The sequence below is a fragment of the Polymorphobacter sp. PAMC 29334 genome (assembly GCF_019431245.1).
GTDB lineage: Bacteria > Pseudomonadota > Alphaproteobacteria > Sphingomonadales > Sphingomonadaceae > Polymorphobacter_B > Polymorphobacter_B megasporae.
The window spans coordinates 2536474-2548974 of the sequence record NZ_CP080243.1; the positions used below are offsets into that span (position 1 = coordinate 2536474).

Here is a 12501-nt window from a genome sequence, read left to right on the forward strand (position 1 = left end):
CCTAACCCAGCTGCCGGCGCGCGGGTATCGCGTCGTCGGAGCCGGTATTGATGTCGATGTAATCGGCAAGTGCGGTGCGGTTGAAGCATAGCCGCGCCACGGTCCCGCCCCCCGCAGCATCGCCGAGGTCGAGCACGCCCTCGTGTTCCTCGACGATCTTCTTGACGATCGCGAGACCGAGCCCGGTGCCACGCGCGCGGGTCGTGACATACGGCTCGGTCAGCCGGTCGCGCTGTTCGATCGGCAGGCCAATGCCGTTGTCGGTGACGCGGAGCAGGAGCTTCGTCGCGTCGACCTCAATCGCGAGGATGATCCGCCCGTCGTTGGTGCCGTCGCGGTCGGTGCGGGCAGCCACGGCCTCGGTCGCGTTCTTGAGCAGGTTGGTCAGCGCCTGCGCGATCTGGCGGCGGTCGCAGACGAGCAGCGGCACCGCGTCGGGCACCTCGATCTCGAACGCGATCGCCGGGTTGGCGACCTCCTGCATGAACACCGCCTCGCGCGCGATGTCGACGACCGGCTCGGGCTTGAACACCGGCTTGGGCATCCGTGCGAACGACGAGAATTCGTCGACCATCCGCCGGAGGTCACCGACTTGGCGGACGATCGTGCCGGTAAGATTGGCGAAGGTCGCGGGATCGTCGACGATTTGCCTGGCATATTTGCGCTGGAGTCGCTCGGCCGAGAGCTGGATCGGGGTCAGCGGATTCTTGATCTCGTGCGCGATCCGCCGCGCGACATCGGCCCATGCTGCTTGCCGCTGGTCAGCGAGTTGCGCAGTGATGTCGTCGAACGTCAGCACATAGGTCCGCGCGCCGGACCGCTCGGCGGCGATCTGGACCGCGAGCGTCTGCGTGTCGGGACCGCGCACGATCTCGACCACGCCCGACGCATCGCCGCGCGCCGCTGCTTCGTCGAGCAATGCCGCAAGCTGCGGCACCGCCTCCGCGAGCGGTTGCCCGGCAAGCGCGCGCTCGGTCGTCTGAAGGAGCGTTGCCGCCGAGTGGTTCGCCAGCCGGATGATCCCGCCGGCGTCGATCGACAGCACCCCCGCCGAGACCCCGGCGAGCACCGCCTCGCTGAACTGGCGCCGCCTGTCGAGCTGGCTGTTCGCGGTGACGAGCGCGGTCTGCTGCGCCTTCAATTGCCCAGTCATGCGGTTGAACGCGCGCGCGAGCGTGCCGAGTTCGTCGGGCGAGCCACGCGTCGGCACCCGCGCGTCGAGGTCGCCCGCGCCAACTCGCTCGGCAGCGTCAGCAAGTCGCGCAATTGGGGTCACGAGGCTGTTGGCAAGCCACAGGGCGAACCAAATCGCCGCCGACAGGATCAGCAACGAGACGACGATCAACAGTCCGTTGAAGCGAAGGACCATATTCCGCGACCGCGAGATCAATGACTGATATTCGTCGAGCGCCTGCCGCGTCCGCGCAACCTGCGCGAGAACCTGCGGGTCGGCGGGCGTGCTGATGTAAAGATAGTGGCTCGCGCTGTCGTCGATCCGCATCACCGCCTCGATCCGGTCGCGCGCGTTCGTCAGGACTCGCGGCACGCCGACGCGCGCGAGCTTGAGGTCCTGCGGCGATACCCGCACCGCGAGCGGCCGCGTCTCCATCTTGACCGCCGCATAGGTGACGAAGCCGTGCGACGTCGGCGAAAACACCGCGGCGGTTGTCAGATGCCGCCGCGGCAGCTGGAACTGGACACCCTCGACGAAGTCCTTCGAGCCATAGCCGAACTGCTGGCCGTAGCTGCGCAGGTCGGCGGCCATCGCGATGCCGTCCTCGAGAATGCGTTGCTGCTTCTCGTCGACATACGCCTGCGCGACATGGTCAGCGTTGCCCAGCACGGTCTTTACCCGGTCGGAGAACCAGAATTGAACGCCGAACTGGAACAGGAGCGACGCGAAGACGACGACGAGCAACGTCGGCACGGCGGCCACCGCCGAGAACAGCGCGACGAGACGGACATGGAGCTTGGCCCCCGCCGTACCCTTGCGCCGCGCAGTCAGCAGCAGCGCAATTCGCCGCGCGATCAGGACGAGCAGCGCCATCAGCGGTAGAAGGTTGGCGACGAGCAGCAACGTCACCATCGGCGGCGAGAAGCCCGCGGCGGGCGCGCCCTGGCCGGTCAGGATCGCATAGCTCGACAGGCCGAGGACGACGACGATCGCCGCAATCGCGACCTCGAGCCGGGGATAAAGATCGACCCGGGTCACCCAGCGATTGAAACGCCGTCGCAGCGACCGCCAGCGGCGGGCTCCGATACGGCGAGCGGGCTTGGGCTTCATGACATGCATGTTACCGCGCCTGCGTGGCAAAAGGAACACACGCGTTGCCGCATTGCGACGAATGTCGATTTTCGTCGGTCAGCCGCCGCGTGCGCCCGGATCGACCCCGCGCTCGGTCAGCTTCTTACGCAGCGTGTTGCGGTTGATCCCGAGGAGCCGCGCCGCGCGAATCTGGTTGCCGCCGGTCGCAGCGAGGCTCAGCCGAAGCAACGGCCGCTCGATCTCGGCCAGTACCCGGTCGTACAGCCCATCGGGCGGCAGCTCCTCACCGAACATCGTCAAGTACCGCGCGAGGTGAAGTTCGACCGATGCGGCGAGGCCGTCGGAGCCGGTCGAATCGGGAACGACGACGACCGGCGGCGTTTCGCCGTCGAGACCCTCGCTGATCGTCGCCTCACCGATCGTGTCGCCGCGGGTCAACGCCGCGAGCCGCCGCATCAGATTCTCGAGCTCGCGGACATTGCCGGGCCAGCTGTGCCGCTGGATCGCCTCGATCGCCCCTGCGTCGAGCCCCTTGCGCGGCAGGCCCTCGGCCGCAGCGCGGTCGAGGAAATGGCGCGCGAGGACCGGAATATCGTCGATCCGGGCACGCAGTGGCGGCAGCTTGAGCGGGATGACGTTGAGCCGGTAGAACAGGTCCTCGCGGAAGCGCCCTGCCTCGATTAGGCGGCGGAGGTCCTGATTGGTCGCGGCGACGATGCGGACGTCGGCGCGCTGGACGCGGGCGCTGCCGACCGCGGTGAAGTCGCCCGACTGGAGGACGCGCAGCAGCCGGGTCTGCGCGTCGATCGGCATGTCGCCGATCTCGTCGAGGAATAGCGTCCCGCCCTGCGCCTGCTCGAAGCGCCCGCTCGCACGCGCCGCCGCGCCGGTAAAGGCACCGCGCTCGTGGCCGAACAGCTCGGATTCAATCAATTCGCGCGGGATCGCCGCCATGTTGACCGCGACGAACGGTTCACGGCGGCGTGGCCCGAGATCGTGGATCGCGCGTGCGACAAGCTCCTTGCCCGTCCCCGATTCGCCGAGGATCATTACCGTCAGCGACGTCGGCACGACGCGGGCGATCGTCCGGTAGACCTCTTGCATCGCCGCCGAGCGGCCGATCAGCGGCATGTCCTCGCCAAGCGTTTCCTCGCCCATCACGCCCGCGACCGCGAGCGCGCTCGCCACCGCGCGGGTCAATTCGTCGAGGTCGAACGGCTTCGGCAGATAGTCGAATGCCCCCTGCTCGGTCGCGCGCACCGCGGTCGACAACGTGTTCTGCGCGCTCATCACGATGACCTTGAGCCCGGGGCGGCGCTCGATGATCCGTGGCAGCGCGTCGAGCCCGTTGCCGTCGGGAAACATGACGTCGGTGATGACGACGTCGCCCACGTCCTCGTCGATCAGCCGCCACAGGCCCGCCGCCGACTCGGTGGTTCGGACGAGATAGCCGTCGCGGGTCAGCGCGCGGCGGACGACGGTGCGGATCGCGGCGTCGTCGTCGGCGACGATGATCGTGAAGGGGCCGGTCACAAGATTCCGTTCAAGCTGGGGCCATCGGCAGGAGGACGCGCAAGACCGTTCGCGGCGGGTCGGCACTGCGTTCGTATTCGACGATGCCACCGTGATCGCTGACGATCTTGGCGACGAGCGCGAGGCCGAGCCCGCCGCCGGCACGCTTCGACGAGACGAACGGCTCGAACATGTGCCGGGCGACATCGCCTGCCCCGGCCCCGGTGTCGATTACGCAGACTTCAAGCGGCAGCGAGACGCGGACGCCGGAGCCCTCGGTGGCAACGCGAACACCGTGCCGATATGCGGTCGTCAGCGTGATTTCGCCGGCACTGCCGCCTGCCGAGACAATCGCTTCGGCGGCGTTCTTGACGAGGTTGAGGAAGACCTGGATCAGCGCATCGCGATTGCCGGCGACGGCGGGCAACGACGGATCGTAGCGCTCTCGGATCATGATGCCGGAAGCGAAGCCGCTCTCGGCGACCCGGCGAACGTGGCCGAGGACCGAGTGGATGTTTTCCGCCGCCTTCGCCACCGGGCGGGTGTCGGTGAAACCTTCCATCCGGTCGATCAGCGCCGCAACGCGGTCGACCTCATCGCGGATCAGCTCGGTCAGCTCGCGTGCCTCGGGATCGGCGTTGGCAGCCAGCAATTGCGCCGCGCCGCGAATGCCCGACAGCGGATTCTTGATCTCATGCGCGAGCATCGCCGCGACGCCGATCGCCGATCGCGCCGCGCCTTGGTGAACCAGCTGGCGATCGACCAGCGTCGCTGCCGGGCGCGCCTGAAAGCAGACCGTCGTCCAGTCCGGCGCGTCGGCGAGCGGGGTGATGAAGACGTCGGCGCGCGCGGTCCGGCCGCCGATAAAGGCGAGTTCGGTGTCGAAGGCGGTGATCGGGCCGCCGTGGCCGCGGGCATCGGCGACGAACGCGACAAGCGACGAGCCGGGAGTCAGGCCGCTCGACCAGCCGCGCTCGATCAGGCTGGCCTGGCTCGCATTGAGCAGCGTTTCCGCCGCCGCGTTGGCCAGCGCGAGCCCGCCGTCGGGGCCAAGGACGATTACCGGGATGGGTAGCGTCGCGAGCAGGTCGACCGGCGGCAACTCGACCGTAGGTTTCGCCTTGCCCGCCCGCCGCAGCAGCGGAAAGACGCTCATGCCGCGAGGCTGAGCGGGTTCGGGCTCGTGGCGTCGGCGATCAGCGGCGCGTAGAAATCGTCGAGCATCGCCAACACGTGCGGGGCGCTGTCCTGCTGGTTGACCGCGTTGCGGAACTCGGCCGAACCCGTAAGCCCCTTGGTGTACCAGCCGAGATGCTTGCGCATCAGGTTGACCCCGATGACGCTACCATAATGGTCGAGCATCATACCGTAATGCTCGACGATCAAAGCATATTGTTCGGCAAGGCCCGGGTCGGCCAGCCGTTCACCGGTCGTGAGGTAATGCATCGCCTGCCCCAGCAACCACGGCTTGCCGTACGCCCCGCGCCCGATCATGACCGCGTCGGCGCCGCTCGCATCGAGCGCCGCGTCGACGTCATCCATGCTGCAGATATCACCGTTGACGACGACCGGCAGGCGGACCGCGTCCTTGACACTGCGGACGAAACCCCAGTCGGCGTCGCCCTTATACAGCTGGCACCGCGTCCGGCCGTGGACGGCGATAAGCTGCACGCCGAGGTCCTCGGCGATGCGCGCGAGTTCGGGGGCATTGAGGCTGGCGTGATCCCACCCCATCCGCATCTTGAGTGTCACCGGCACGTCGACGGCGGCGACCGTCGCCGCGATCAGCGCGGTCGCCAACGGCAGGTCGCGCATCAGCGCCGACCCGGCATGGCCGTTGACGACTTTCTTCACTGGGCAGCCCATGTTGATGTCGATGATCGCTGCGCCCATGTCGGCATTGAGCTTCGCGGCCTCGGCCATTACCCCCGGCTCGCACCCGGCCAGCTGCATCGACACCGGATTTTCGGCGGCATCCCACGCGCATTTCTGCAAGCTCTGGCGCGTCTCGCGGACCATCGCCTGCGACGCGATCATCTCGGTCACCGTCAGTCCCGCGCCGTAACGCTTGACCAGCCGCCGGAACGGCAGGTCGGTGACGCCGGTCATGGGCGCAAGGATCACGGGATCGATGCGATGCGGACCGATCGGAATGGCAGTGAGATTGCGCACGTAATTGCCTAAAAAGCGGGCAGTCCTCCTACCGGCTTTCGCGCCGAGCGGCAAGCCGACGCTATCTCCCGTGCGGCACCGGCCCGGTCCACGTCCAGCCACTGATCTTCCACGCCTTCGCCCCGCCCTTGAGCGCGAAAGTCATTTGCCCCTCCTCGGTCATCGCCTTGCCGTGGTCCTTGAAGGTGTAGCGCGACGGCACGATCACATAGGCGACGTTGCCTTCGACCTCGGTCCGGGTCGGCGCGCCGATCTTGACCGCGCCCTCGGTGATCCCATTCGCTGCGCCGGCCTTGGCCAGGTCGGCGGCCCATGTCTGCGCAGCCTTGGGACCGACCCAGAGGTGCGGTGCGAGATCGTCGATGATCGCGATGTCGCCGGTCGCGTAGTTCGCCAACGCGCCCTTGAGGTCGCCCTTGTTGAACGCATCGATGAACTGGCGGATCGGCGTCGACACGGATTGATCCTCCGCCGCCGTCACCGGCGCTGCCATAGCCGCAAGCAATATCGTTCCGATGAGTGTCCGCATGCCATCCCCCCTGCTTGTCTTTGGTCGAAAGCTGCGCGCCGGAGCGGCGGTTGTCAATTCGGTTGCGCAACGGCTTCGACGCGCCCCCTTGCCGCCGTCGCTCGCGCGCCTATACGGCCCTTCGTGATCGTCCACGCCCTCATCGTCGCCGGCGGCCGCGGAGTCCGCGCCGGGGACGGCGTGCCCAAGCAATATCGCGCGGTCGGCGGCAAGCCGGTGCTGCGCCATTCGCTCGAGACGTTCCTCGCGCACCCCGGTATCGCGGGGGTTCAGGTCGTGATTCACCCCGACGACCGCGCACTTTACGATGCCGCCACCGAGGGCCTCGCGCTCCCTGCGCCGATCGACGGTGGCGCGACGCGGCAGGCATCGGTGCTCGCCGGGCTCGAGGCGGTCGACGCCAGTCACGTTCTGATCCACGACGCCGCCCGCCCGTTCGTCACGCCCGGCATGATCGACCGGGTTATCGCCGCGCTCGGCAGCAGCGGCGGCGCCACCCCTGCCCTGCCCGTCGTCGATTCGCTGCGGACCGGCGATACCCACGTCGAGGGCGAGGTCTCCCGCGACCGGCTCCACCGCGTCCAGACCCCGCAGGGTTTCGCGCTCGCCCCCCTCCTCGCCGCGCATCGGATTGCCGACCCGGCGGTCACCGATGACGTCGCGGTCGCGGTCGCCGCGGGAATGACGGTCGCGCTGGTCGCAGGCGACGAAAGCGCGTTCAAGCTCACCACCGCCGACGATTTCGTCCGCGCCGAATGGATGCTCGCCCCCTTGATGATTTCACGCACCGCCATGGGCTACGACGTCCACCGCTTCGGCCCCGGCGATCATGTCTGGCTGTGTGGGGTCCGCGTCGCCCACGACTTCGGGCTAATCGGCCATTCGGACGCTGACGTCGGCCTCCACGCGCTGACCGACGCCCTGCTCGGCTGCATCGGCGCGGGCGACATCGGCACGCACTTCCCGCCCAGCGACGAACGCTGGCGCGGCGCGTCGTCCGACCGCTTCCTCGCGCACGCCTGCTCGCTCGTCGCGGCGAAAGGCGGCGTCATCGACCATCTCGACCTCACGATTATCTCCGAGCGTCCCAAGGTCGGCCCGCACCGCGTCGCCTTCGCCACCCGCATCGCCGAGATCACCGGCTGTGCCTCGGTCAGCATCAAGGCGACGACGACCGAGGGCCTCGGCTTCACCGGGCGCGGCGAGGGCATTGCGGCGCAGGGCGTCGCCAGCATCAGGGTGCCGGCATGATCTTCAGCGACGAAGTCCTGACCCTCGCCGCGACGGTAATTGACGCCAACCGCGCCGCCGGGCTGACCGTCGTCACCGCCGAATCATGCACCGGCGGGCTCGTCGCGGGGGCGCTGACCGAGATCGCCGGATCATCCGACGTCGTCGACCGCGGCTTCGTGACCTACTCGAACGAGGCAAAAATCGAGTCGCTGGGCGTCAGCATCGACATCCTCGACACCTTCGGCGCGGTCTCGATCGCGGTCGCATGGGCGATGGCGCAGGGCGCGCTCAAGCACAGCCACGCCGACGTTGCAGTCGCGGTCACCGGCATCGCCGGCCCCGGCGGCGGATCGGAGAAAAAGCCCGTCGGCACCGTCGTCTTCGCGCTGGCGCGACGCAACGACCCCGAATGCAAGATCGCCGATACCAAGTTCTTCGGCGACCTCGGCCGCAGCGAGATCAGGCGGCAGGCGGTGCTGTGCGCGCTTCAGCTGCTGATGCCAGGCTGAAGCCGCTGGCTATCCGCGCGACGACCCGCGCGATCAGGTCGAAGGCGAAGAAGGTCAGCAGCCCGAAGATCAGGTAGCGGTAGCGCAGGATCGGCTGGACGATCAGGTACGGCAGGATCGGCACCAGCGTCATGATCGCAGCGTAGCGATAGCGCCGATCGAGCCGCCACAGCGCATAGCCGATCCCTGCCAGCCCCTCCGCGGTGACGAACCAGTGGATCGCCAGCCGCTCGGCGATCGACCCCATGTTTGGGAAGTCGGGAAACATCCAGTACGGCGGAAACAGTATTTGGCCGAGGTGGCGCAGCGTCAGCGTGACGAAGCCGCCGGGGTTAGTCTCGACCCATGCCAGCGCCGAGTGCTGGAGCTTCTGCGAATAGGCGATCTCACCACCCGCAGCGACCATCGCGGTATAGCCCGATGCCCCGGGATAAGGATGGATCAGCAGGTGCCGCACGTGAAAGCCGCCATCGCCGTCGGCATTGGACAGCAGCGACGCGTCGTTCGCCTGCGCAAATTCGAGCCCGAAATTGTCACGCAGGACGATCGGCGACCCCATCACCACCGCGTTCCGGATCGTCCACGGCGCGAGCACGACGACCATCGCGGCGCTTGCGATCGCGGTGGTCGCCAGCCAGCGGCGTGGCGGCAGGCGGCGGACCATCAGCAGCAGTGCGCACAGGTATCCAGCGACCCCGAACGGCGGCGAGACGAACAGTGTCGCCGCCGCGAGCAGTGACAGCCCGGCGACCGCGCGCCACCCGATCCGCTCCACCCGGTCGACTCGCAGCACCGCGTAGAGCATCGCCATGCCGACCGCGACTGCCATCCCCCCGTCCCAGACGCGGAACCAGATTACCTCGATCAGGACATTGACCGGCGACCAGCACAGTAATGCCAGCGCCAGCAGCCGCCCCGACGCGGGTGCGCCGAGCTCGCGGAAGGAGATGAACAGCAGCCAGAAGCCGGCGAAGACGAACGCCATCGCGATCGTCGTCAGAGCGAGGTTCGACGACGGCGTGAAAATGCCGAGCCAGCGGTAGACGGTCCCAGCGATCACCCCCGGCAGCGGCATCAGATGTGAGGTCGGCCCCTGCCCGATGCGGAATGCATCAGCGATCGTCCAGTGCTGCGCGAACGACCGCGCGACGTTGAATGCCTCGCCGAGCTTATACTGCGAATCGTGGAGCCGCGGGATCATCCAGTATCGCCACGCGATACCCGACGCCATGATCCCCGCCGCCGCCAGCGATACCGCCCGGCTATCGCGAACCGGCCCCCCGTCGGTCATCCTCACGAACCTTTACGCCCGCTTTCGCGGTAATTCGTAAGGGACACATATTAACAACTTGTGCGGCGGTGCCGGTTGCAGGCCGGATGGCGAGAGGAAGCGCCTCGGGCTCTAAAGCGACGCCATCGCTGCCGCGTAACTCGTCTTGTGCAGCAGCTGCGCCATGTCTCCGGAAGGTGCCGGCGCTCGACCGGCAAGCCAGGTTCCGAGCATCGCCAACTGCCCCGCGGCGAGTTGCTCCGCGACGAGAATTACAGGCAGACTGGATCGCGATTTATGCGCGCGGCGAAGACCGAGCAGCGCCTCTTCGAGATGGCGGACCAGCAGCCGAGTGATCGCAGCGCCTGCATCGCCACGGAGCATCGTCCGGGCAATGCTCCGCTGATCCCAGAAATGGGTGATGATCAGCCCGAGCTCGGGCTTCATCTCAGGCTCGACCGAGCATCGTGCGATCGTGCTCAACTGCGGGTCGAGACTTTGCGCGAGCAGATCGTCGATGTCCGAAAAATGACTGTAGAGCGTCGACCGCCCGACGTTCGCGCGCTCCGCGACGTCACGAATGCCGATGTCGGGATAGCTGCGTTCGAGCGCCAATTCCGAAAACGCCGCCGTCAGCGCTGCGCGGCTCCGGCGGATCCGCCGATCGCCCCCGGCGGCTTTGACCGAAGCGCCGCGCAAGGCCTTGATTTCGGGCAAAATCACGTCCCCGTTCGCTTCGGGACAGATCGGCGCGATCGTCCAGTATCTTTCACAGTCTAACGCCTAGCACGGTGCCTCAACAAGGAGGCGTGAATGACCGCTGCGACTAATATTACCGACCCATCGAGGCGCGCGGATGTCCTGACCGCGTCGGGGATCATCGGATTAATCCTGCTCATGCTGCTGATGGTGATGCACCATCCGGTCGCGCGGCAGACCGATGCCGCAGGCGTTATCGGCAGCATCGCCCGTCAGGCATCGGCCGATCGCTTCGTCCACGGCACGCTCGCCGCCGCGATAACGGTGATGACGTCGCTCATGCTGGGCTTTGCCATGCGCCTGGGCCTCGCCCGTCCGCATGTCCTCCTCGGCGCAGTGGCATCTGCGCTCGCGCTCGTCCTGATTTCCCTCGCCGTGCTGCTCGACGGCTTCGTCGCCCCCGCCCTGGCGCTGCGGTGCATGACCATCGGTAAAGACTGCGTCGAGCAAACCGAGGCCCTGCTGAGATATGGCGGGCTCCAGATCGAGTTCCTCACCCGGCTGGCTCTCCTTGCCCTCGCTGCCGCAACGGCATTGTGGGCGGGCGATCTCATCCTGCGAAGGGACGGCCCGCGGATCGCTGGCATTCTCGGTCTATGCTCGGCGGCGGTCCAGTTCGGACTCCTGACCTTTGGTGGCGAGCGGCTCAATGTCCAGAATATCTCGCTGATCCTGACCGCCCAGGTAATCTGGTACGCCAGCGTCGGTACAATAATCGTCCTTCGCCAAGGTCCGTACGCCTCTACGGATCAAGGCTGACTGCATTATGCGCTCGCTAGCCAAGCCGCAGCCGGCCACCCGTCAAGCAGTGCGCTGGGCGCTCGGTGCGATCGGCGCGCGTGCCGGATTGCCGTACAACTCCCCCGCCCGCTTCTCGAAGCTCGCCACCATCCGGCGGAACGCCTCGCCGAAGAACACCCCGGCGAGCTTCTCGAACAGCCGCGAAGCGAATTCGAAGTCGACCGCGAAATGGACGGTGCACCCGCCGGGCGCGGGCTCGAACCGCCAGTCGTTGCGCAAATACTTGAGCGGCCCCGAGACGTATTCGACGTGCAACGCCTGTGGCCGGTCGAGCGTCACGCGGCTGGTGAAGCGTTCACGGACCATCTTGAAGCCGACGACCATGTCGGCGGTGACGACGTTGTCGGTGCGCCCGGTGATCCGCGTCGCCTGCACCCATGGCAGGAACTCGGCATAGCGCCCGATGTCGGCAACCATGTCGAACATCTGCTCGGGGGTATACGGCAGAAACCGGTCCTCGACGTGGCGCGGCATCAGGCGGAAACGCCCGTCGCCGCCCGCGCGCCAGCTAGCGCCGCCTCGCGCTTCGCCCGCATGACTGCGAAGTCCGCACCGGCGTGATAGCTCGACCGGGTCAGCGGAGTCGCCGCGACCTGGAGGAAGCCCTTCGCCCGCGCGATCGCGGCATAGCTGCGGAAGGTGTCGGGGGTGACGAAGTCGATCACCTTGGCGTGGCGCGGGGTCGGCTGGAGATATTGCCCGACCGTCAGGAAATCGACGTCGGCCGAGCGCATGTCGTCGAACACCTGGTGCATCTCCTGCCGCTCCTCGCCCAATCCGACCATCAGGCCCGACTTGGTGAAGATCGACGGATCGAGGTGCTTGACCCGGTCGAGCAGTCGCAGCGAGTGGAAGTAGCGCGCGCCCGGGCGGATCGTCGGGTACAGCCGCGGCACCGTCTCGAGGTTGTGATTATAGACGTCGGGCCGCGCCGCGACGATCGTCGCGACCGCGCGATCGGCCTTGTTGCGGAAATCCGGCGTCAGGATTTCGATCGTCGTGTTCGGGGCGCGGCGGCGAAGCTGCTCGATCACCCGGACGAACTGCCCCGCCCCGCCGTCGGGCAGGTCGTCGCGGTCGACCGAGGTGATGACGATATGTTCGAGGCCGAGTTCACCCGCGGCCTCGGCGACGTGCTCGGGTTCGAGCAGGTCGACCGGCTGCGGCATCCCCGTCTTGACGTTGCAGAACGCGCACGCCCGGGTGCAGGTGTCGCCGAGGATCATCACCGTCGCGTGTTTCTGCGTCCAGCACTCGCCGATGTTGGGGCAGGCAGCCTCCTCACAGACCGTATTGAGCCCGAGGCGGCGCATCAGCTTGCGCGTCTCGGCGAAGGCGGGCGAGGTCGGTGCGCGGACGCGGAGCCAGTCGGGCTTGCGGGCGCGCGGGGTCAGGACGGGGACGGCGTCGGTCATGCCGACTAGATAGGCTCGGTATCGCGCAAAGCCAA

Annotated in this window: 12 protein-coding genes; 3 read left to right on the top strand and 9 right to left on the bottom strand. The window is 67.4% G+C overall.

All coding sequences use genetic code 11. The features are described from left to right. Position 1: 1 nt before the first annotated feature. The 5 genes from KZX46_RS15730 to KZX46_RS15750 form a co-directional block, all read right to left on the bottom strand. A complete protein-coding gene (locus KZX46_RS15730) occupies positions 2–2284 on the bottom strand; it encodes an ATP-binding protein (RefSeq protein ID WP_219774762.1) in 2283 nt (760 codons plus the stop codon). A 78-nt stretch (positions 2285–2362) separates the two neighbouring features. Continuing rightward, the gene (gene ntrC / locus KZX46_RS15735) at positions 2363–3799 is read right to left on the bottom strand and encodes a nitrogen regulation protein NR(I) (protein WP_216707734.1); all 1437 of its coding nucleotides are present in this window, start codon (positions 3797–3799) and stop codon (positions 2363–2365) included. Between the two features lie 10 nt (positions 3800–3809). Next, a complete protein-coding gene (locus KZX46_RS15740; protein ID WP_219774763.1) occupies positions 3810–4934 on the bottom strand; it encodes a nitrogen regulation protein NR(II) in 1125 nt (374 codons plus the stop codon). After that, entirely contained in the window at positions 4931–5950 is a 1020-nt protein-coding gene (gene dusB, locus KZX46_RS15745) for a tRNA dihydrouridine synthase DusB (RefSeq protein ID WP_219774764.1), read from the bottom strand. Before dusB ends, KZX46_RS15740 begins: the two co-directional genes overlap by 4 nt. Positions 5951–6011: 61 nt before the next feature. Continuing rightward, positions 6012–6479 carry a nuclear transport factor 2 family protein gene (locus KZX46_RS15750; RefSeq protein ID WP_219774765.1) on the bottom strand — a complete coding sequence of 156 codons (468 nt, stop codon included), beginning with the start codon at positions 6477–6479 and terminating at the stop codon, positions 6012–6014. A gap of 123 nt (positions 6480–6602) precedes the next feature. On the opposite strand from KZX46_RS15750, the gene KZX46_RS15755 reads away from it, so the two are divergent. Further along, entirely contained in the window at positions 6603–7730 is a 1128-nt protein-coding gene (locus KZX46_RS15755; RefSeq protein ID WP_219774766.1) for a bifunctional 2-C-methyl-D-erythritol 4-phosphate cytidylyltransferase/2-C-methyl-D-erythritol 2,4-cyclodiphosphate synthase, read from the top strand. After that, the gene (locus tag KZX46_RS15760; protein WP_219774767.1) at positions 7727–8221 is read left to right on the top strand and encodes a CinA family protein; all 495 of its coding nucleotides are present in this window, start codon (positions 7727–7729) and stop codon (positions 8219–8221) included. The genes KZX46_RS15755 and KZX46_RS15760 overlap by 4 nt, the downstream gene beginning before the upstream one ends. Here KZX46_RS15760 and KZX46_RS15765 read toward each other — a convergent pair. Together KZX46_RS15765 and KZX46_RS15770 are read right to left on the bottom strand one after the other, a co-directional pair. Further along, positions 8172–9512, bottom strand: a complete 1341-nt coding sequence (locus tag KZX46_RS15765) for a hypothetical protein (RefSeq protein WP_219774768.1) — start codon at positions 9510–9512, stop codon at positions 8172–8174. The genes KZX46_RS15760 and KZX46_RS15765 overlap by 50 nt on opposite strands. A 111-nt stretch (positions 9513–9623) precedes the next feature. Beyond that, positions 9624–10208 carry a TetR/AcrR family transcriptional regulator gene (locus tag KZX46_RS15770; protein ID WP_219774769.1) on the bottom strand — a complete coding sequence of 195 codons (585 nt, stop codon included), beginning with the start codon at positions 10206–10208 and terminating at the stop codon, positions 9624–9626. Between the two features lie 96 nt (positions 10209–10304). Here KZX46_RS15770 and KZX46_RS15775 point away from each other — a divergent pair, with 96 nt between their 5' ends. Continuing rightward, positions 10305–11009: a hypothetical protein gene (locus KZX46_RS15775; RefSeq protein ID WP_219774770.1), complete on the top strand. Its 705-nt coding sequence runs from the start codon at positions 10305–10307 to the stop codon at positions 11007–11009. 42 nt (positions 11010–11051) lie between these two features. On the opposite strand, the gene KZX46_RS15780 is transcribed toward KZX46_RS15775, so the two are convergent. Both KZX46_RS15780 and lipA read right to left on the bottom strand, forming a co-directional pair. After that, complete coding sequence (locus KZX46_RS15780; protein WP_219774771.1) at positions 11052–11525, bottom strand: type II toxin-antitoxin system RatA family toxin; 474 nt, start codon at positions 11523–11525, stop codon at positions 11052–11054. Next, a complete protein-coding gene (gene lipA, locus KZX46_RS15785; RefSeq protein WP_216707744.1) occupies positions 11525–12466 on the bottom strand; it encodes a lipoyl synthase in 942 nt (313 codons plus the stop codon). The genes KZX46_RS15780 and lipA overlap by 1 nt, the downstream gene beginning before the upstream one ends. Positions 12467–12501: the final 35 nt, after the last annotated feature.

Bases quoted from the DNA above. Each gene is read 5' to 3' on its own strand.
- KZX46_RS15730 (WP_219774762.1), bottom strand. From the start codon at position 2,284: ATGAAGCCCAAGCCCGCTCGCCGTATCGGAGCCCGCCGCTGGCGGTCG.
- KZX46_RS15740 (WP_219774763.1), bottom strand. From the start codon at position 4,934: ATGAGCGTCTTTCCGCTGCTGCGGCGGGCGGGCAAGGCGAAACCTACG.
- KZX46_RS15750 (WP_219774765.1), bottom strand. From the start codon at position 6,479: ATGCGGACACTCATCGGAACGATATTGCTTGCGGCTATGGCAGCGCCG.
- KZX46_RS15760 (WP_219774767.1), top strand. From the start codon at position 7,727: ATGATCTTCAGCGACGAAGTCCTGACCCTCGCCGCGACGGTAATTGAC.
- KZX46_RS15765 (WP_219774768.1), bottom strand. From the start codon at position 9,512: ATGACCGACGGGGGGCCGGTTCGCGATAGCCGGGCGGTATCGCTGGCG.
- KZX46_RS15775 (WP_219774770.1), top strand. From the start codon at position 10,305: ATGACCGCTGCGACTAATATTACCGACCCATCGAGGCGCGCGGATGTC.
- KZX46_RS15780 (WP_219774771.1), bottom strand. From the start codon at position 11,525: ATGCCGCGCCACGTCGAGGACCGGTTTCTGCCGTATACCCCCGAGCAG.
- lipA (WP_216707744.1), bottom strand. From the start codon at position 12,466: ATGACCGACGCCGTCCCCGTCCTGACCCCGCGCGCCCGCAAGCCCGAC.